This is a genomic window from Billgrantia tianxiuensis (genome assembly GCF_009834345.1).
GTDB lineage: Bacteria > Pseudomonadota > Gammaproteobacteria > Pseudomonadales > Halomonadaceae > Halomonas > Halomonas tianxiuensis.
On sequence record NZ_CP035042.1, the window covers coordinates 4,136,260 to 4,154,171 of the forward strand.

Below are 17,912 nucleotides of genomic sequence, written 5' to 3' on the forward strand. Positions count from 1 at the left end.
GAATGGCACTTCGATTCCGTCGCCGCATCCGTATTGCCCCAGGCATTAGCCTCAACCTCAGCAAAAGCGGGATCGGGGCCTCCATCGGTCCTCGTGGCGCCAAGATAAGCGTAGGGAGTCGTGGCGTTTATGCCAACGTGGGGCTGCCGGGTACCGGCCTCGCCTTCCGTGAGAAGCTCAACAAGAGCGGTGGCCGGCGCTCAACCAGCGCCCTGGCGGGGGCACCTTCTGCGGGAAAAATACTTGAGCAACAGCTCAAGACAGGTGGCTCGGCAGCTGCGCGTGTCCGTGTCGATGAGAACGGCGAGGTCGTGATCACCGACGACGATGGCCAGCCATATGATGAGACGGAGCTCCGTGTACTTCGTAAGTACGCTGGAGAGGGCATGCGCGATTTGCTCCAGCAAGCGTGCGATCGGCTAAACGCCGATCTGTCCGCGCTGGCGACGGTGCACCTTGATACGCTGCCCCCACGAGACACCCCAGTGTTTCAGGCTCGTGCGTTTTCCGAGCCTGAGCCTCAGCGCTGGACTCGCCTCAAGCCGACGTTGTGGTGCCGTATCTGGCCACCGGCGGGGCGTCGGCTAGAAGAACAGAACGAGCAACGGGCTGGGCAATACGCACACGCCTTCAGCGAATGGGAGGCGGCGGCGCGAGCCTTCAACGAGCAGGAACGGCAACGGCGCAAGCAAGAGACCGAGTTAGTACTGACGAGCCTCGATGCCATGGCCAATGTCCTTGAGGAACATCTGGGGGAAATCCCATGGCCGAGGGAGACGAACGTGAGCTTCGATCTCGGTGATGATGCCAGCACCATCGCTATCGACATCGAGCTACCCGAAGAGGATGCCTTCCCGGACGTGGAGTACAACCTGGCCGCCAAACAGGCAAAGGTTTCCGTCAAAAAAGTTGCCTCCACGCGACGTCGAATGCTCTACCGCGACTACGCTCATGGTGTTGCGATGCGGGTGCTGGGTGAGATATTCCACCGCCTCCCAACCGTTCAGGTGGCGCTGGTATCGGCCTACATGCCGGCACTCGACGCTGGTACTGGACAACCCACCGAAAGCTACCTCTACAGCGTCCTGGTCACTAAGCCCCAGTGGCGAGAAATCAACTTCCAGGCCTTGGCCGACATCGAGCCACCTGCCACTTTGGAGCGCTTCGAGCTGCGAAGAAAAATGACCAAGACGGGAGTATTCAAGCCTATTGAACCGTTCGATGTCGAAGCGCTGGCAAGCTGTCGCGCACAGCTGATTGACTAACAGGTTCCAAGAAAAAGGCAATAAGGCCTGGGAGCCCCACGCGTCTACCCAAGCGTGCGTGATCCGGGCGGTGAGTATGCCGCGGTGCTTCGTCCGCCAGTATTGTCGGCCACCTGGCAGGGCCGGCACTTCGGCTATGAGTGGGGCGGTGAACGAATTCGCCATGTCCTCGAGCTGCGATTGGTGGAGTGAGGATTGATTCGAGGGAAGGCAAACCATCGCCCTTTGCTGATGTAATATCTCTATGTCGAACCATCGTGTGCGCTTGACATAGCCTGGCGCTGCAGCAAAGCTATACGCAATCTACGTACACTACATGAAAGCCATATTTGTCGAGCTGCCACCCTTCGAGCGGCACCGTTCCACCTACTTCGATGACGCCGCCTTTCGTGCCTTCCAGAATTTCTTGCTTCAGAACCCTGGGGCCGGTGACGTCATCCAAGGAACAGGCGGGCTGCGCAAGGTCCGGTTCAGTGATCCCAAGCGGCAGAAGGGAAAGCGGGGCGGTGTTCGCATCATTTACTACTGGTGGCTGGGAGGCTCCCAGTTCTGGCTGTTCACCCTGTACGACAAGGATTCACAGGATGACCTCACGACAGCCCAGCGCAAGACCCTGAGACAGCTGCTGGATGCGGAAATCAACGCGAGGACATGACCATGGGCCGTAACATTTTTGATGAACTCATCGAGGGCTTCGATGCATTGGCAGATGAGCGCCATGGCAAGCGCACGCTACGCTCCCACTCCGTAGAGCTGGCAGAGGTTCCCGACGTCACAGCCAGCGAGCTCATCGAGCTGCGGGAGCGGCTGCATATGTCCCGCCCGGTTTTCGCCATGTACCTCCGCACCAACCCAAGGACGCTGGAGAATTGGGAGCAAGGCCGCGCCAAGCCCAATGCCCAGGCCATGACACTCATCCGGCTGGTCCAGAAGTATCCTGAAACCCTCGAGCATCTCGCTGATCTTGCCTAGTGCAATTGAGCGCTACGACACCGAAAACCGCACTTCCTCCACCCTCGCCCGGAAGAACGGAAAGTACGCCTCGGTACCGAAGTGGTTTCCCGCCTCGACCTGGGTGGGCAGGGTGAAGCCTTCGAAGTTTTGGAAGTCGTCCAGGTAGCCGCCGAAGGGCTGGAGCCGCCACTCCTTCTCGGGGTTGGCGTTGCTCCAGCGTTGGATTTGCACCCAGCGCGGTTGGCCGTTTTCGGCCACGGCGATCTCTATCGCTTGCTCCAGGCTGCCGTGGGTGATGATCGCTCGTACCAGGTTGGGTTCGCCGGTCTCTTCCCAGCGCACGCCGTGCTGCGGCAGCAGCGCTGCCGGGACCCAGAAGGCGGCTTCCGCCACCGCTCGCCCGAACGAGGCGCGCAGGTGGTTGTCGTCGCCCCCGGCCCTGGCGACGGGCAGCGTGCCGTTGAGCCAGAAGCGCGTCCAGGAGCGGCCTTCCGCCATGCCGTCCGAGCCGCTCATCTGCATCAGGCCGGCGCCGGCCCGTTCGAGGTGCCAGATGAAGCCGTGCGGTGGCGCGAGTAGCTGGCGTGCCCGCATGGGGCGATAGCCGGGTGTTTCCTTACTACCCAGGCCGATCTCGCCTGTCATGCGGATCACGCTGACTATATGAAGCGGCGTGCCCGGGGCGATGGTGTAGCGGAAGTAGCGCCGGGCGGCATCGGGCAGGCCTTCCACCATGGCGGGGTCGAACGCTTCGACGCTGGCGGGCGCCTGGGCTTGCAGCCAGGTCCAGGCCTTTTCCATGGCGCTGTTGTCGGTCAGGCGCCAGGCCTGCATGGCCAGTACGCCGATGAGTACTAGCGCCAGCAGCAGGGCTATGGCCATTGCCAGGTATGCCATTCGCCTGCTCCTTCGCTCCGCTGCCGTTCCCGTTTCAGCCTTCAGAGAGGGCCACCTTCTCGTAGAATGCGTTTAACCGGACACTTTTCGATGATACTCCCGCTTGGCGGCGAGTAGCTGCTGGTCAGCGCGGACGGCGAGGCTTTCCAGGCTGTCATCGCGGCGCAGGGTGGCAACCCCCACGCTGATCGAGATGGCGGCCAGCTCGTGCGTCTGCTGCTGCAGTCGCTCGGCGGTGGCACGGGCGTCTTCGTTGCTGCTTTCGGGGAGCAGGATCATGAATTCATCGCCGCCGAAGCGGCCCAGCAGGTCGCTTGCGCGCAAGGCGCTCTGCAGGCTCGCCGCAACGCGCTTGAGCGCGGCGTCACCTGCGGCATGGCCTTGGGTGTCGTTGACCTGCTTGAAGGCGTCCAGATCGATCATCAACACGCTGAGCGAAGTGCCGTAGCGCCGTGCCCGCTCAATTTCGCGCTGGCCCAGGGTCTCGATATGTCGACGGTTGTAGCAGCCGGTCAGGAAGTCGCGGGTGGCCATCTCCTCGAGCTGGCCGTTGAGCAACCTGAGCTCGCGGTTGGCGTACTGCAATTCAGCGGTACGCTGCTCCACGCGTGCTTCCAGCACCTGATTGTGGCGCTCCAGCGCATCCCGGGCCCGGTGCAGTTCGGTCACGTCCTGAGAGATGCCGAACAGGTGAGTGACGCGCTGCGGGGCATCGTCAGCATTGTGCAGCGGCACGATCAGCGTCAGCCAGTAGCCGTACTGCTCGTTGCCATGCTCGTCGAAGAAGGCGGCATGCTCTTGATAGCGCATCGGCTTGTTCCGCGCCACGCATTCACGGTAGCGCGCATAGATCGACTCAGCCGTAGCAGCGGGCAAGAATGCCGGCAGCGGCTGGCCCAGGCACTCACGGCCAATGGTGTCGAGCTGCGCCGGGTTGGCTGCCTCGACCGTGAAGTGTCCGTTATCCTCCACACGTACCAGGAACATGTTCTCGGGGAAGTGATTCCACAGCTCGCGAATCAGCGGATGCCCCATGAGGGCATCGTGGAAGGATTGCTGCATCTGCTGAGGTGGTTCAACTGTCATGCGGTCACCCACGGCGAGGTTTACACTACCTTTACAGCAACCACCTGACCTGGCAAGTGTCGCCAGCCTATCCGTAGCGGGCTGCCGCACTCGGCACAGAACACCGGTCTCTTTTCCCGGTGGCTTGCGCTTACGATACCGTTTCGCTATTCGATGGCTGACATCGTTCAAACACGACCTGGAGATGCTAGGGTACGAGGAAACCCTACCCAATGGCTCCGCGATCATGCCCCACGTCGACATCGCCGTGATCTCCGATGCCATCTGCCCATGGTGCTTCATCGGCAAACGCCACCTCGACCTCGCCCTGGCCGAACTGCCCGAGGAGATCAGCGTATCGGTGGCCTGGCATCCCTTCGAGCTCAACCCCGACATGCCTGCCGGGGGCCTGTCGCGGCGTGAGTACCGCACCGCCAAGTTCGGCTCGTGGGAGCGATCCCAGGCGCTCGACGCCCAGGTGGAGGCCGCTGCCGCCCAGGCCGGCATCCAGATCCACCACGAGCGCATGACGCGAACGCCCAATACCTTCGATGCCCACCGGGTGATCTGGCTTGCCGGGGAGCATGGTGTTCAAACAGCCGTGGTCGCAGCACTCTTCCGCAGCTACTTTGTCGAGGGTAAGGACATCGGTGATAGTGCGGTACTGGCCAAGGCCGCCCGGGACGGCGGGCTGGCGAATATCGACATACCCGCCTTTCTCGCCAGCGACCAAGGCCGCCGCGAGGTCAGAGCCGGCCTCGACGAGGCGAGGCGCCTGGGCGTGAGCGGTGTGCCCACCTTCATCATCAACGACACTACCGGCCTGTCGGGCGCCCAACCGCCCGAGGCACTGCGCCAGGCGATTCTCGAGACAGCCGGCATGAGTTGAAGGCCCGCCTACCTCGAGTCTCTGCCTTCCACGGTCACTCTGCCAATGTGGTTGGTGCCGCTCTGGTGTCTCAGCAGGGCTTCACCGTCGAGGGTGGGGCGCATGTGGCGCAAGATGCCGGCATGTACCGGGCCTGAAGGGATCGGCCAGCTCTGGAGACGAGGCCAGGCTATCGGTAAAGATCAGCGCTTCGGCGCGCCTTGCGGATAACAGGGCAGCCCGTCTTCGAACTCGAACCACTCGGCCTTGGACGAGACCCAAGCGTGGTAGCGTTTGCTGGGCGTTATCGGCGTATCCAGCGTGCCCAGCCGCAGCCGCTTGGCCTCGGGCAGGTCGTCGCGGGCGCTGTAGAGTGGGCTGCCGCACTCGGCGCAGAACACCCTCACCTTGCCCGGCGTGGCGCGATACTCCTTGAGGTACTCCGCGCCTCGGGTGATGGAAAAGTCGGCCGAGCGGATGGGCGCCACGGCAACGAAGGCCGAGCCCTGGGCCTTCTGGCACTGCTTGCAGTGGCACATCGAGACCTCATCGATCTCGCCGCGGTACTCGTATTCCACCTTGCCGCATAGGCAGCTTCCCTGGTGCATCGGCGTCTTCTCCCGGGTGGCGTTTTCGCTATCTTGGCCTGTTTACGACCGAAGCACACGCCCCGCTGGGCCGGGGCGAGCCAAACGGCGGCATGCGCTGAGTGATCGAAGCCTATCCGGTCATCGGATCCTGACGGACTGCTTCAACCTAAGGTGTGTACCAGTGCGAAGTAGAGCGTCAGGCCTAGCACGGCGGTGCCAATCAGACCCAAAAGATTGAGTAGGGCAATGGCACCGACCACCGCCAGGGATATCAATGCCGGAACCGGTTCGCGCACCATTTCACTATATGCAATGTAGACGGCGAAGTTGATGAATACCGCCGCCGGCAGCAGACGTTCGAAATAGCGCTGTGTCTGTGTATCGATTCGCAGTGAGATGAACGTCGGTGCGATGCGAACCAGACAGCTGGTGGTGAATAGCGCGGCAATCGCCACCAGTACGGATTCGCTCACGACCACGCTCTCCCCAAAATAAAAGTCGCGAGCAGCACGCTCGGAATCCAGAAGTACACCGGCCCGAGCCACAGAATGAACAGCAGTGCCAGACCTGCGCTCACTCCGGCCGCGGCCAGTAGCGCCCCCCTTCGTTGCCCTTGATGCCACAGCCGAACTCGCAGCTGTACAGCCGACAGGTACATCAGCACCACACTGGCGGGATACCCCAGGTTTACCTCCGACCCAAGCCAGGCAGCCGGCATGGCCTGCCCCAGCAGCGCGCCAATCAGCCCAGCCAATACCCAGGCGGTGAAAATGATGAGCCGGATCCACCTCACGCTGGCGGCGTTATCCCGCTCATGCTCCGTGGCGTACGCTTCGTCTCCCAGCATGTGGGCCAGGCAGGCTCGCATGCCAGCCCCCGATGGCAACCGCTTGGCAGAGATATAGGCGATTGGCAGATAACGGCTATTGATCGAGGCGGTGACCAGCAGCATGGTGAAAAAGCCAGCGCCGGCATCGGCAAGTGGCAGCAAGGCAAACTGGCCACTTCCGGAGAATCCCAAGAGGCTGATGGCCACGACCTCGAGCAGTGACCAGTCGAAGCGAACGGCCAGCACGCCGAACAGCATGCTGACCGGCACAACCGCGATTGCCGCTGGTGCCACTCGCCGCAGCACGGCGACTCTGCTGTTGCCACCGGACGGTGCCGCCCTCTCATCCATGGCCGGTTGCGCATCATTCATCGTTCACTCGCCATTGCGTCACGTGAGGGCGAGTCTAGAGAGAGGACTTAACATGCGTCTTGTAAGATCGTGCAGGTTTGCCGTGGTCGCGTTGCGGGAGCGATCAGGTGGGAGCGACCGTTCCGTGGCAGCGCAGCATTCGCAGCCAGCGCGCCGGCGTAATGCCATATGCCCGGCAGAAATGATGGGTCATGTGGCTCTGGTCGGAGAAGCCGGCAATCAGGGCGGCCTCTGTCAGCGTCTGCCCTGCGACGATCAATGAGCGCACATGATCCAGGCGGCGCATGGTCAGGTAGCGGTAGGGGCTGGTGCCATAGAGTGCCCGAAAATCACGCGATAGGCACCAGCGGTCGCGTCCGCTGGCCTGTTCGAGTTCTTCGAGGGTGATGGTGCTGTCCAGCGCGCTGTGAATGTATTCGCGAGCGCGCTCTGCGGCCTGATAATCCAGCGCCTTTCGCCCACGCCGCGCTCCTGCCACCAGGGCCAATGCCTGGGCCAGGTCATAGATGGCGTCGTCTTCCTCAAGAGGATCAATTGTGCACTCCATGCCCTGCATGAGGGTCTGGGTGGCCGCGTACAGCCGCGGATCACGGGAGATGCCTTCGGGTATGAACGGCAGCGGCTTGCCGCCGAGAGCTTGCTGCAGCAAGGCTGGCTCGATATACAAGATACGGTAGTGGAAGCCGGCATTGGTTCCCGCCTCACCGTCGTGCAGTTCGTCCGGGTGCAGCACGATGGTCCCGCCCGGCAAACTGTGGCGCATGCTGTTGCGATAATGAAAGCAGTGCACCCCAGCCAGCGTCCGGCCAATGGCATAGGTGTCATGGCGGTGTGGCTCAAAGCCATATCCACCGAAGAATGCTTCCATGCGCTCCAGCTTCGCGGATGGTGGAGCACGTAACGCCCAGTCCTGGTTGCCGTTCATTTGTCTTCCCTGCATTGCTGCGGCGCTGATTGGCTTTTGGACATGTTAATGCGATGCCGAGATGATCGACACCTAGCCGCCTATTACTGTGGCCTCTGTATCAAGGCGGTACACTGACATGAAGTCCCTTATGGCAAGGCAAACCGCATCGATGAACGATTTCTCACCTTCTGCCCCCCGTGCCGCGGATTGCGGCGCACCCACGCTGACAGCACTGGGCGGCCACCAGGTTCTTTTCGCCATGGCCGCCGAGGCCGAGTACGGGCCTCATCTCAAGCAGCGTTTTATTCCGATCATGACCGGCGTCGGCCCGGTGGAGGCGGCAGTGGAACTCACCGCGGCCCTGGCAGCTCTTGCTCAGCAGGGACGCCTGCCGGATCTGGTGGTGTCGCTGGGCTCAGCGGGCAGCCGGGTGCTCGAGCAGACCGAGATCTATCAGGCGACGTCCGTTGCCTACCGCGACATGGACGCCTCACCGCTGGGCTTCGAGAAGGGCACCACGCCCTTTCTCGACCTTCCGGCGATCGTTCCCCTGCCACTACGCATTCCCGGCATTCGTGAAGCGACGCTCTCGACCGGGGCTAATATCGTCTCGGGCGAGGCCTATTCCGCCATCGCCGCCGAGATGGTGGACATGGAGAGCTACGCCTGCCTGCGCGCCTGCACCCGCTTCGATGTTCCGCTGGTGGTGCTGCGCGGCATCTCGGACGGCAAGGCGGAGCTACACCACGTCGACGACTGGACGGAGTACCTCCACGTCATCGACGAGAAGCTGGCCGCCGCCCTGGACCGGCTCGGCGAGGCGCTGGCCGGGGGCTGTTGGATCGCTGACGCTCATGGGTGGCCGGGTCAGGGAGTGTCCGACGCGGCTTCGCCCCCTTCCGGGCCATAGAAGAACACCCAGGTGGCGAAGTCGTCGGTGAAGTCTTCGAACCGGTGGACGACGCCCGCCGGCACGAACAGCACCTCACCGGCCTCGAAGGGCTGTCGGGTGTCACCGTTGACGAAATGGCCCGAGCCGGAGATGACGACATACACCTCGTCTCGGGTATGCGGCATTTGCCGGTCCACGCCTTCCGGCTTGTAGATCTCGACCTGGAGCGAGCCGTGTCGGAACACCTCGGCAAAGGGCACACCGTTATTGTCCTGCAGCTTCTTCAATGCCGCCGGTGGGATCAGGCGCTCCATCATGGTCTCTCCACGGTAGATTTAAAGGTCCATGCTGGTCTGGCTTAGACCAGGTGCGGCTCGAGCCAGCGCTTGAGCTGTGAGCCCTGCAACACCCCGGCCTGGCGGGCGACCTCACGCCCCTGCTTGAACACGATCAGCGTGGGAATGCTGCGAATGCCGAAGCGCCCGGCCAGGGCCTGTTCCGCCTCGGTGTCGAGCTTGGCGAAGCGGATGCGCGGCTCCAGCTCGGCGGCGGTCTGGGAAAAGATCGGCGCCATCATCTTGCAGGGTCCGCACCAGCCGGCCCAGAAGTCCACCACCACCGGCAGCTCGCTGCGCTCGATCAACGCCGCGTAGTTGGCGCCGGTGAGTTCCAGGGGTGCCCCGGTGAACATTGGCTGCTTGCACTTGCCGCAGCGCGAAGCGGCCAGGCGCGCCGTAGCCACGCGGTTGATGGCCAGGCAGTGGGGGCAGGCCAGATGCAGGGAGTCGGACATGGCTGGGCTCCAGAATGAATGACAACTGACAGAACTATGGAGGCCTTCGGGACGAAAGCAAAGCCAGGCGCAGTCAGGTAGGCACGTGCCGATGAGCCGAAAAAGCGGAATATTCGACTCACTTGCTGAGCCGAATAGATGGGCGATTCGGCTGACGGTTCAAGCGAGGCTCATGGTGGGCATTGGCGGCTCCGGGTAGCTTAGTGGCACCCGGCAGCCTAAACCGACATTAAAATGTCGATAGCGCTTACAACCGATACTATACTATCGGCATGAAAACGAGACACGTCACCCTCAGCCCCCAAGCCTCCCTCTCGCTTCGCCTGTTCGCCGGGTTGATCGAGGAGGGGCGGCTACGCAAGGGTTGGACCCGGGACGAACTCGCCGAGCGGGTGGGCGTTGGTGTGGTCACGATCCGCCAGATCGCCAAGGGTTCCCCCGGGTAGCCATCGGCACCTACTTCGAAGCAGCTACGCTGGTCGGCGTATCGCTGTTCACCGATGATTCTGACACCCTGAAACGCGAGTACACCACCCAGTTGGAACGGCTGTCACTCTTGCCCAAGCGTGCCTACCGCCAGCCGCGAGAGCCTCTCGACGATGACTTCTAGCCAACGTGCCTATGTTTGGGTCTGGCTGCCCAATCAGACCTCTCCAGTGACCGCCGGCCTAGTGGAACGCGACGATCGGGATCGGGATCGGTACCGTTTCGCTTACGGGCGGCGCTATCTTGCCCGAGAGGATGCCATCAGCCTTTTTCCCCGTGAGCTTCCCCTGCGCCCCGGCAGCCAGGAACAGGCAGACGGCACACTGCCTTCTTGCCTGCGGGATGCGTCCCCAGACGCCTGGGGGCGCCGTGTCATCATCAACCGGCTGACGGGAAAGACAGGCGCGAGAGCCGATCAGGCCGACTTCAATGAAATGGTTTATCTGCTGGAATCGGGATCGGATCGAATCGGCGCGCTCGATTTTCAGCTCTCTCCCACCGAATATCAGCCTCGCGAATATCAAGATGCCTCCTTGGCGGAGTTGCAGACGGCTTCTGAATACGTGGAGGCGGGGGAGCCGCTACCTCCCGCTCTCGACCAGGCCATTCAGCACGGCAGCAGTATCGGCGGCGCCCGCCCCAAGGCTCTGTTAAATGATCGGGATCGCAAGCTGGTGGCGAAATTCTCTTCCAGCACCGACCTCTATAGCGTGGTAAAGGCGGAGTTCGTCGCCATGCGCCTCGCCAGTCTCGTGGGACTCGATGTGGCTCCCGTCGAGATGACCCGCTCGCTGGGTAAAGACGTGCTGCTGGTAGAACGCTTCGACCGCATGAAAACCGTCGACGGTTGGTCCCGGAGGATCGTCCTTTCGGCATTGACTCTGTTAGGCCTTGACGAGATGACCGCTCGCTATGCCAGTTATGAGGATCTGGGCCATCTCATACGGGCGGAATTCGACCAGCCGGGTTCAACCCTCCAGGAACTGTTCGGGCGCATCGTCTTCAACATACTTTGCGGCAATACCGATGACCACGCTCGCAACCACGCTGCCTTCTGGGATGGCGAGACCTATCGGCTGACGCCAGCCTATGACATTTGCCCACAATCAAGAACCGGGGGAGAAGCCACTCAAGCGATGCTGCTGCACGACCAGGAGCGTCGCAGCCAGCTTGTCCATTGCCTGAGGGCAGCTGAGGGACTTGGTCTAACCCAAATGCAGGCAAAAGAGATCATCGGCCGCCAGCTCGCCACGATTCGGGAACGGTGGGAAAGCGTTTGCGATGAAGCCGACTTGAGCAAAGTCGACCGGGACTATCTTTGGGGCAGGCAGTTTCTCAATCCCTTCGCGCTGGAGGGGTATCGCGAGTCTTGAGGCACGCTGTGCTTGTCGGGACTAGAACCGCTTCCACCGGCCGGCGCAGCGAGCGCGGCATCGCCTTGCCCCGGCCGAACCGCACCACCAGGTCGGGGCGCCCGCCGACGATCCCCAGGGCCTCGGCGAAGGCCGGGCGTACGCTCGCCTCCTCGACCGGCTGGTTGATGAAGGCGTTGCAGATGCCCAGCGCCGTGGCCTGCAGGGCGAAACGCTGGTAGCAGCGCCCGGCTTCGACCCAGTGCGCCCGGTCGTCGGCTGCCGAGATGAATACGGCAATGCCGGCGGAGCTGCGCACCTGACGGGCGACCTTGGCGTTCTCGGCGCCTTGCCGCAGCAACGCGCGAAACAGCCAGCGGCCCAGCCAGCGCGGCGTGGCGGGGCTGCCCATCGAGCGGGCGAACAGCCCATCCCCAGCCTCGACCGCTTCCCGCTCGCCGAAGCGGATCCAGCCTTCGAGTTCCTGGCGAAACGCCGCGTTGGCGATCTGCCGGCCGTTGGCCTGGAGCACGTACTCCAACACCTTTTCGATGGCCTTCTTCTCGGTCAGCAGGCTGATGGAAACCCCATGCCCGGTGCCAGCGGCCTGAAGCAAGTGCAGCTCTTCATCGGCAAGGGGCGAGCCGTCGTAGTCGGTGCGCGAACATTGCCGTGCAGGAATGGCCTCGAACAGTGGGGAGACCTCCGGGTGGCAGGGCGCCAGCGTCACGCGCACCTCCCCGGCCCCTTCGGGATGGAAGGTGACCTCGCCCTGCATGCCGAGCGCCCGCGCCGCCAGGCTCAGGTTCTCGGCGGCGCATCCCAGCGAGACGTAAAGGTGGTGGTCGTCCGGATCGACCACCGGGGTGCGCCGAGTGAGATCCGGCAGGATGGTGATGGCATCCTCGGCGATGTGGAAGCGCCAGCACTGGGTGTTGTGGCCGGAAGGGGCCAGGGTGGCATAGCGAATGAGTTCCTTCAGCCTTGCGGCTTGGTCGGGCAACTGCCCGCCACCATGGCGCCAGAGAGTCTTTACCACTTGCTCGTAGTTCATCGTCCGCCCCCACCCTGCTCCACACCCTTGCCGATGCCCCTTGCTGACTTCAGTTTAGTGCCAACACCGCCCCCGAGCGCATGATCCACGGCATGTTCGAGGCACTGCCATCGACGCAGTTGCTGGGGCTGAGGCTGATCTCGTCATGTACGGCGGCAGCGCCTGTAAGGGGGAGGACCATTTCTCGACAACACCTCTGGAGCGACGAGTCGTGAGGAGGTGAAACATGAAGCGTATGAATTGGTGGCTGGCAGCCGCCCTGGTGATCGGTCTGGTTTGGCCCATGGGGGCGTTCGCCGAGGGGCGCATCTTTACCCGCGATGGCCTGGCCATTGGCGGCACGGACCCAGTGGCCTACTTCACCCAGGGGCAACCGGTCCAGGGCTCGCCCGACTACCAGTGGGAGTGGCGCAATGCCACCTGGCAGTTCGTGTCGGCCGAGCATCGCGACCGGTTCCAGGCAGACCCCGAAGCCTATGCCCCCCAGTACGGCGGCTGGTGCGCTTGGGCAGCGGCGCGCGGTGAGGCCGCGGCAACCATTCCCGAGGCGTGGAAGATCGTCGACGGCAAGCTCTATCTGAACTTCAGCAGGCTGATCCAGTGGCGCTGGGAAAGGGACATTCCCGGCTACATCGCCGCGGCCGACGACCACTGGCCGAATATCTTCCAGCAGTGAGCCCGACGAGATGGGCCTCGCTCCGCGCGGCTTCGCCGCCGTCGCCTGGGTGCGCGCGGATAGAGACCATTTTTCCATTGAGCCCGCCGCCTTGCCTCAGGCAGGATGGAGAGAGGAAAGCAGGTTGGTAGAGACAAGCAACGGCATACCGCTGGAGGAGCCACATGCAACCGCTGAGCTATTACTACTACAACGTGCTGGAAGGTCTCGAAAAACCGTGCGACGTGCCGTCGTCCCAACTGCAGGAGGGTTACGATATCCTGTATCGACATGGCGGGCGTATCGAAATGGACCTGATGCGCAAGGCCGAGGATAGCAATGCCCAGGGTAAGCCCTACCACTGGTATGAGGCCCTCGACGAAGAGCAGCAGGCGAAACTGCACAAGGCCCTGGATGAAGAAAATCCCGCCAAGATTCTCAAGATCATTCAGCGCAACGGCTACGCCGGCGTGCTCTACCACCATGCCTGGCATCATTTCCGGGAGTCGGGAGCCGCCTAAGACCGACCTCAAGGATTTACCAGCACGTCGGACATGCCGACTGCTTAAGCCGTAACGTGCAGGGCCGCTTTTCCCGAAAAGCGGCCCTTTTGCTAATCGTTTGATACCGCCGGGGCTCCTGGCTAGGCCTAGTCGTCTAGCTTGGTCAACGCCGAGTCCTTGTGCATGGCGATATGATCGGTCTTGTCGCTCTTGATCTCGTATTGCGGCTCGTCTTCGCTGGCGTGGCGCTTGTGCCCCTTGTACTCCGTATCCTGGGTGTGAACGCGGATGATCTTGCCGCTCACCCGGCCCGCCTCGGAGTTCCAGCTCACGTGATCGCCTACCTTGAAACGCTTGGCCATGGCTCACCTCTCCCTGGGGAATGTCCAACGAGCTGAAGCATAGCCCAGGCCGTCGCGGCCCTCCGCCTAGCGGCTTTCCGTCACGAGCGCCTTGTCGTCATCGAATGCCAGGTATTCCGCAATCGTCTCCATTCCCTCTAGCGGTCGCTCGTAGCTCCACGCCACATCGGCCTGGTCGCCGAACGAAAAGTAGGCGGCATCACCCTTGAACGGGCAGTGGGTCACGGTGTCGGAGCGGGTCAGCCGGTCCAGGCTCACGTCTTCGCGGGGAACATAGAGGCGTGGCGGGTAGCCACGTTCGCGCAGCTCGAGGGCACGGGTGGTATCGGCAAGCAGGGTGTCGCCGATCATGACTTGCACCCGTCGATCATGCGGTTGAAGGGTGATACGGTGCTCGGTGGAGGTCATCGCTTCACCTCGAATGCATTGAAATTTCTCGCTTGGAACCTGTAGCGGTTACATACAAGGCAGCGTGCTATCGACAAGCCTAGCATGAGCATGATCTGCCAAGAACAACGAGGGCATGACCATGCGTAGCCTGCAGCAATTTCTCGACGACTATGGCGAGAGCCATCGCCACCCGGTGAACCAGTGGGTACACATCGTCTGTGTGCCGGCCATCCTGTTCTCCACCCTGGGCCTGCTGTGGCTGGTGCCGATTGGCCGCTGGCTGGGGCTGGAGGGTGCCGCCGCCGAGTGGATCAATGGCGCCACCCTGCTGGGCCTGTTTGCCAGCGCAGTCTACCTGCGCCTCTCTTTCGGCGTCTTCCTGATGATGCTCGCCTGGCTCGCCCTTTCCGTGTTGGGAATCCTCGCCATCCAGAACCTGGGATGGCCACTGTTCTGGATCTCGCTGATCACCTGGGTGGTGGCGTGGGCGGTGCAGGTATGGGGCCACAAGGTGGAAGGCAAGAAGCCGTCCTTCATTGAAGACCTAGTCTTTCTGCTGATCGGCCCGATCTTCGTTACCTTCGAAGTGGCGCACAAGTTGGGGGTGCGCGTGCCGCGTCCGGCGGGGCATTGAGCTGCCCTACCGGCGTCTGTTGCTTGAATGGATGCTGCTTGGCCTGCTGCCGGCCAACCAGGCGCACCGCCGCGACATGTTCGATGCCCTACCCTCGGCCTATATCGGTACGGGGGAGTTTCGTATCTGCCGCTGCGGCGAAGCTGATTGAACGGCGGCAGATGCCTCACTTCATCTCGAAGCCGCGCTGGGTAAGGAACTCCCGCATGTGGGCGCGCAGCTTGCTGTCGAACAGCGGGGTCAGGTTCCGCGACCAGTTGGAATCCTTGGTGCCACCGCGACGCTCACTGTAATAGTGCTGCATGGCATCATCGAAGGCGGCCACCAGCTCGCTGTCGTCGGTGTAATAGTCCTCCTTGAGGATCGCTTCCACCGGCAGGCGCGGCTTGACGTCCGGATCGGCGGCCGGGTAGCCGAGGCACATGCCGAATACCGGATAGACGTGTTCGGGCAGGTGCAGCAGGTCGCTGATGGCCTGCGGGTTATTACGAATGCCGCCGATGTAGCAGATCCCGAGACCCTCGGACTCGGCGGCGATGGCCACGTTCTGGGCCATCAGCGCCGTATCCACGCTGGCTACCAGCAGTTGCTCGGTCATACCGCGCACGACGTTGGCGCCGGTGCGTTCCGAGGCCTCGGTGGGTCGCTTCATGTCGGCGCAGAACACCAGGAAATCGGAGGCGGTAGCTACGTACGACTGCCCGCCGGCCAGCTCGGCGATCCTCTCGCGGTTGGCCGGGTTCTTAACGTGGATGACGGTATAGGCCTGGACATGGCTGGAGGTCGCGGCGGCCTGACCGGCACGAATCAGCTCGACCAAGAGCTCATGCGGGATCTTGCGGTCGGTGAATTTGCGAATCGAGCGATGGGATTTCAGCAGTTCGATGGTGGGGTTCATGTCGCCTCATGATATGCGTGTCGTTTCGTTACCCTGCTTATTATCTTTTATTTCGACGCGCATTGCATTTCGCCAGGCGCTGGGCTGACCGCTATCTTTGGCATTATCGTCGCCGAAGGGCACTTTGCCCCCTTAGGCCCCCTGAAGCTCCGGTTACTCGATCCCTAGGAGGCGCAGCATGGACCAGTACACCGGCGGTTGCCTCTGCGGCAACGTGCGCATCGTGGCGTCGGGACGCCCCTACCGCGTCGGCATCTGTCACTGCCTGGACTGCCGCAAGCATCATGGCGCGCTCTTCTACGCCTCCGCGGTGTTCCTCCAGGAGGCGGTAGCGATCGAAGGCGAAACCCGCGACTACCATGGGCGCTTCTTCTGCCCCCGCTGCGGCTCGTCGGTGTTCGCCCGCACCGGGGACGAAGTCGAGGTGCACCTGGGCACCCTGGATACCCCTGACCAGCTAAGGCCCACCTACGAAAGTTGGGTCGTGCGCCGCGAGGCCTGGCTGCCGCCGTTTCCGCACATGAAGCGCTACGACTGCGATCGTGACGATACGGGGCGGATTGAGGAGTAGCCGCGCGGCGAAAGGGGTCTCTCAAAAAGTGCCCGAGGCCAGCGGCAGCCACACGTGTTCGTAGCCGATGGTGATCGCGACCCACACCAGCAGCGCGGCCATGGCGAGGCTGAAGCCCTTCAGCAGCCAGGGACTCGCGAGGCGCTGACCAACCACGGCGCCCATGAGCGCGTAGCTGGTGGGAGCTCCAAAGGCCAGTGCAGCCAGCCCGAGCGACCAGAACAGCAGGCTCACGCCATGGATGCCGGCGGCGGGGAACTGGATGGTGGCGATCGGCAGGGTTGCGATCATCGCCTTGGGGTTGCAGAGCTGCATGATCAGGCCATCACGGAAGCTCAGCACGCGCGGTACGTGTTTTACCGCACCAAGATCGATGCTGGAGCGGGCGACCTTGAGCGCCAGGTAGAGAATGTAGCCGCACCCCACTGCCCCACCACCGCGAGCATGTCGCCGCGCACCCAGGCCGCCCCGGCCCAACCGAATAGCAGGAATAGCGTGAGCATGGCGAGCCCCACGCCGGCGAAGAAGCCAAGCGATGTCTTGGCCTGGCCGTTGAGGCCGGCGTTCAGGCCGAGCAGGTTCACGGGCCCAGGCGTGTACATGACGCCCAGGGCATAGGCGACGATCTCCATGGGAGTCTCTCCGATAGATGGTGTGTCGTGTGTGGCCGAGCGGCCGGAGTTCAGTGCCGCTAGGTCACGCTGCGCTGGTACTGAAAGGGCGTCTTGCCGTAGATGCGCTTGAAGCGGCGATTGAAGTGGCTGAGATCGGTGAAGCCGTAGCGGAAGGCCACCTCGGAAGGGGCCACGCCGGCCTCCAGCGCGCTGCGCGCGGCGTTGACCCGGCAACTCAACACGTACTGGTGCGGCGTGATGCCGAACTGCTGCCGGAACAGGCGCAGGAAGTGAAACTTCGAGAGATGGGCGGCCTGGCTGATCTCGTCCAGCGAGAGGTCCGCTTCCAGGTTGGCAAGCACGTACTCCTTGGCCCTCAGCAGCAGCGCATCGGGGCGGCTCGCCCTGCCGCCGGGCTGGAACTTGCCGGCCCGCTGCACCAGGCGAGTCGCCATGCGGTGCAGTGCGTGCTCCTGGTCGATGCGCGTGCCCTGCCAATGGATCAGCAATTGCGCGAGATCGAGGATGGCGTGGCGCAGCTCGGGGTCGGCCAGCAGGGTTTCGCTGCCGTGGAACCGGGCGGCACGTTCGCACCCCGCCGCATCGGCAAACGAGGCCTCGAGCTGGGCGGAGGGCACATAGATCATCACATAGCCCAGCGTGGCATCGTCCCCGGGATGGCCGTCGTGCACCTGATCCGGATTGAACTGGATGACGTTGCCGGGCGGGCTGCGGTGGAATTCACCGCCGCTGAAGAAGTCCTGCCGGCCGGAAAGGGTCACGCCGAAAGCGTACTCTTCATGTGCATGGCGGTCGTAGCTGAAGTCGCTCAGCGATGCCTGGAGCACTGTCACTCCGGGTATCTGCCGGCTTTTGTAGTAGTCGAACCGACTGGATTGCTTGGCCATGCCACACCTCCCTGAACGCCACTATGGCATAGCTTAGGCCCAGCCCAGGACGG

General features: G+C 62.8%; 27 protein-coding genes. 12 read left to right on the forward strand and 15 right to left on the reverse strand.

Annotation, left to right across the window (positions count from 1 at the left end; translation table 11 throughout):
• Nucleotides 1–2 precede the first annotated feature (2 nt).
• The 3 genes from EKK97_RS19205 to EKK97_RS19220 all read left to right on the forward strand — a co-directional run bounded on the left by EKK97_RS19205 (nt 3) and on the right by EKK97_RS19220 (nt 2,237).
• On the forward strand, nt 3–1,265 hold the full coding sequence (locus EKK97_RS19205) for a DUF4236 domain-containing protein (RefSeq protein WP_159554382.1): 1,263 nt from the start codon (nt 3–5) through the stop codon (nt 1,263–1,265).
• A gap of 316 nt (nt 1,266–1,581) precedes the next feature.
• Nucleotides 1,582–1,920 carry a toxin gene (locus tag EKK97_RS19215; protein WP_159554384.1) on the forward strand — a complete coding sequence of 113 codons (339 nt, stop codon included), beginning with the start codon at nt 1,582–1,584 and terminating at the stop codon, nt 1,918–1,920.
• 2 nt (nt 1,921–1,922) lie between these two features.
• Entirely contained in the window at nt 1,923–2,237 is a 315-nt protein-coding gene (locus EKK97_RS19220; RefSeq protein ID WP_159554386.1) for a helix-turn-helix domain-containing protein, read from the forward strand.
• Between the two features lie 12 nt (nt 2,238–2,249).
• Here the strand turns inward: EKK97_RS19220 and EKK97_RS19225 are convergent, their stop codons facing one another.
• Together EKK97_RS19225 and EKK97_RS19230 are read right to left on the reverse strand one after the other, a co-directional pair.
• Nucleotides 2,250–3,116 carry a DUF6544 family protein gene (locus EKK97_RS19225; RefSeq protein ID WP_159554388.1) on the reverse strand — a complete coding sequence of 289 codons (867 nt, stop codon included), beginning with the start codon at nt 3,114–3,116 and terminating at the stop codon, nt 2,250–2,252.
• Nucleotides 3,117–3,188: 72 nt separating this feature from the next.
• Nucleotides 3,189–4,202 (reverse strand): sensor domain-containing diguanylate cyclase, encoded by a 1,014-nt coding sequence (locus EKK97_RS19230; RefSeq protein ID WP_201296931.1) that lies wholly within the window; start codon nt 4,200–4,202, stop codon nt 3,189–3,191.
• Between the two features lie 226 nt (nt 4,203–4,428).
• On the opposite strand from EKK97_RS19230, the gene EKK97_RS19235 reads away from it, so the two are divergent.
• Nucleotides 4,429–5,070, forward strand: a complete 642-nt coding sequence (locus EKK97_RS19235; RefSeq protein ID WP_159554390.1) for a DsbA family oxidoreductase — start codon at nt 4,429–4,431, stop codon at nt 5,068–5,070.
• Between the two features lie 182 nt (nt 5,071–5,252).
• Here the strand turns inward: EKK97_RS19235 and EKK97_RS19240 are convergent, their stop codons facing one another.
• From EKK97_RS19240 to EKK97_RS19255, 4 genes are all read right to left on the reverse strand, one after another.
• A complete protein-coding gene (locus EKK97_RS19240) occupies nt 5,253–5,657 on the reverse strand; it encodes a GFA family protein (RefSeq protein WP_159554392.1) in 405 nt (134 codons plus the stop codon).
• A gap of 143 nt (nt 5,658–5,800) precedes the next feature.
• Nucleotides 5,801–6,112, reverse strand: coding sequence for a hypothetical protein (locus EKK97_RS19245; protein ID WP_159554394.1), 312 nt, complete (start codon nt 6,110–6,112; stop codon nt 5,801–5,803).
• Complete coding sequence (locus EKK97_RS19250; protein ID WP_201296932.1) at nt 6,109–6,840, reverse strand: AzlC family ABC transporter permease; 732 nt, start codon at nt 6,838–6,840, stop codon at nt 6,109–6,111. The genes EKK97_RS19245 and EKK97_RS19250 overlap by 4 nt, the downstream gene beginning before the upstream one ends.
• Before the next feature lie 103 nt (nt 6,841–6,943).
• Nucleotides 6,944–7,765, reverse strand: coding sequence for an AraC family transcriptional regulator (locus EKK97_RS19255; RefSeq protein WP_159554396.1), 822 nt, complete (start codon nt 7,763–7,765; stop codon nt 6,944–6,946).
• Between the two features lie 151 nt (nt 7,766–7,916).
• Between EKK97_RS19255 and EKK97_RS19260 the strand changes: the two genes are divergently transcribed.
• Complete coding sequence (locus EKK97_RS19260) at nt 7,917–8,657, forward strand: 5'-methylthioadenosine/S-adenosylhomocysteine nucleosidase (RefSeq protein ID WP_236551291.1); 741 nt, start codon at nt 7,917–7,919, stop codon at nt 8,655–8,657.
• Here EKK97_RS19260 and EKK97_RS19265 read toward each other — a convergent pair.
• Together EKK97_RS19265 and trxC are read right to left on the reverse strand one after the other, a co-directional pair.
• Nucleotides 8,615–8,956: a cupin domain-containing protein gene (locus EKK97_RS19265; protein WP_201296933.1), complete on the reverse strand. Its 342-nt coding sequence runs from the start codon at nt 8,954–8,956 to the stop codon at nt 8,615–8,617. The two genes, EKK97_RS19260 and EKK97_RS19265, sit on opposite strands and share 43 nt — an antisense overlap.
• Before the next feature lie 41 nt (nt 8,957–8,997).
• Nucleotides 8,998–9,432 (reverse strand): thioredoxin TrxC, encoded by a 435-nt coding sequence (gene trxC / locus EKK97_RS19270; RefSeq protein ID WP_159554398.1) that lies wholly within the window; start codon nt 9,430–9,432, stop codon nt 8,998–9,000.
• Between the two features lie 272 nt (nt 9,433–9,704).
• Here trxC and EKK97_RS25045 point away from each other — a divergent pair, with 272 nt between their 5' ends.
• Both EKK97_RS25045 and EKK97_RS19280 read left to right on the forward strand, forming a co-directional pair.
• Nucleotides 9,705–9,878: a helix-turn-helix domain-containing protein gene (locus EKK97_RS25045; RefSeq protein ID WP_236551292.1), complete on the forward strand. Its 174-nt coding sequence runs from the start codon at nt 9,705–9,707 to the stop codon at nt 9,876–9,878.
• 153 nt (nt 9,879–10,031) lie between these two features.
• A complete protein-coding gene (locus EKK97_RS19280; RefSeq protein ID WP_159554400.1) occupies nt 10,032–11,291 on the forward strand; it encodes a type II toxin-antitoxin system HipA family toxin in 1,260 nt (419 codons plus the stop codon).
• Here EKK97_RS19280 and EKK97_RS19285 read toward each other — a convergent pair.
• Entirely contained in the window at nt 11,254–12,324 is a 1,071-nt protein-coding gene (locus tag EKK97_RS19285) for an Acg family FMN-binding oxidoreductase (protein WP_159554402.1), read from the reverse strand. The genes EKK97_RS19280 and EKK97_RS19285 overlap by 38 nt on opposite strands.
• Nucleotides 12,325–12,550: 226 nt before the next feature.
• Here EKK97_RS19285 and EKK97_RS19290 point away from each other — a divergent pair, with 226 nt between their 5' ends.
• Both EKK97_RS19290 and EKK97_RS19295 read left to right on the forward strand, forming a co-directional pair.
• Nucleotides 12,551–13,000, forward strand: a complete 450-nt coding sequence (locus tag EKK97_RS19290) for a YHS domain-containing (seleno)protein (RefSeq protein WP_159554404.1) — start codon at nt 12,551–12,553, stop codon at nt 12,998–13,000.
• A 164-nt stretch (nt 13,001–13,164) separates the two neighbouring features.
• Nucleotides 13,165–13,500, forward strand: coding sequence for a hypothetical protein (locus EKK97_RS19295; protein WP_159554406.1), 336 nt, complete (start codon nt 13,165–13,167; stop codon nt 13,498–13,500).
• A gap of 128 nt (nt 13,501–13,628) precedes the next feature.
• On the opposite strand, the gene EKK97_RS19300 is transcribed toward EKK97_RS19295, so the two are convergent.
• Together EKK97_RS19300 and EKK97_RS19305 are read right to left on the reverse strand one after the other, a co-directional pair.
• On the reverse strand, nt 13,629–13,844 hold the full coding sequence (locus EKK97_RS19300) for a hypervirulence associated TUDOR domain-containing protein (RefSeq protein ID WP_159554408.1): 216 nt from the start codon (nt 13,842–13,844) through the stop codon (nt 13,629–13,631).
• A 66-nt stretch (nt 13,845–13,910) separates the two neighbouring features.
• Nucleotides 13,911–14,252, reverse strand: a complete 342-nt coding sequence (locus EKK97_RS19305; protein ID WP_159554410.1) for a DUF427 domain-containing protein — start codon at nt 14,250–14,252, stop codon at nt 13,911–13,913.
• Nucleotides 14,253–14,373: 121 nt separating this feature from the next.
• On the opposite strand from EKK97_RS19305, the gene EKK97_RS19310 reads away from it, so the two are divergent.
• Both EKK97_RS19310 and EKK97_RS25520 read left to right on the forward strand, forming a co-directional pair.
• A complete protein-coding gene (locus EKK97_RS19310) occupies nt 14,374–14,868 on the forward strand; it encodes an Mpo1 family 2-hydroxy fatty acid dioxygenase (protein ID WP_201296934.1) in 495 nt (164 codons plus the stop codon).
• A 19-nt stretch (nt 14,869–14,887) separates the two neighbouring features.
• Complete coding sequence (locus tag EKK97_RS25520) at nt 14,888–15,019, forward strand: hypothetical protein (RefSeq protein ID WP_267964087.1); 132 nt, start codon at nt 14,888–14,890, stop codon at nt 15,017–15,019.
• Nucleotides 15,020–15,034: 15 nt separating this feature from the next.
• Here the strand turns inward: EKK97_RS25520 and nfsA are convergent, their stop codons facing one another.
• Nucleotides 15,035–15,766: an oxygen-insensitive NADPH nitroreductase gene (nfsA, locus tag EKK97_RS19315; RefSeq protein WP_159554414.1), complete on the reverse strand. Its 732-nt coding sequence runs from the start codon at nt 15,764–15,766 to the stop codon at nt 15,035–15,037.
• Nucleotides 15,767–15,944: 178 nt separating this feature from the next.
• On the opposite strand from nfsA, the gene EKK97_RS19320 reads away from it, so the two are divergent.
• The gene (locus EKK97_RS19320) at nt 15,945–16,337 is read left to right on the forward strand and encodes a GFA family protein (protein ID WP_159554416.1); all 393 of its coding nucleotides are present in this window, start codon (nt 15,945–15,947) and stop codon (nt 16,335–16,337) included.
• A 21-nt stretch (nt 16,338–16,358) separates the two neighbouring features.
• On the opposite strand, the gene EKK97_RS19325 is transcribed toward EKK97_RS19320, so the two are convergent.
• Genes EKK97_RS19325 through EKK97_RS19330 form a run of 3 tightly spaced genes read right to left on the reverse strand, consistent with a single transcriptional unit; the run spans nt 16,359 to nt 17,859 of the window.
• Nucleotides 16,359–16,763 carry a LysE family translocator gene (locus tag EKK97_RS19325; protein WP_340162899.1) on the reverse strand — a complete coding sequence of 135 codons (405 nt, stop codon included), beginning with the start codon at nt 16,761–16,763 and terminating at the stop codon, nt 16,359–16,361.
• Entirely contained in the window at nt 16,694–16,969 is a 276-nt protein-coding gene (locus tag EKK97_RS25985) for a hypothetical protein (RefSeq protein WP_340162900.1), read from the reverse strand. Before EKK97_RS25985 ends, EKK97_RS19325 begins: the two co-directional genes overlap by 70 nt.
• 59 nt (nt 16,970–17,028) lie before the next feature.
• Nucleotides 17,029–17,859, reverse strand: a complete 831-nt coding sequence (locus tag EKK97_RS19330) for an AraC family transcriptional regulator (RefSeq protein WP_159554418.1) — start codon at nt 17,857–17,859, stop codon at nt 17,029–17,031.
• Nucleotides 17,860–17,912: the final 53 nt, after the last annotated feature.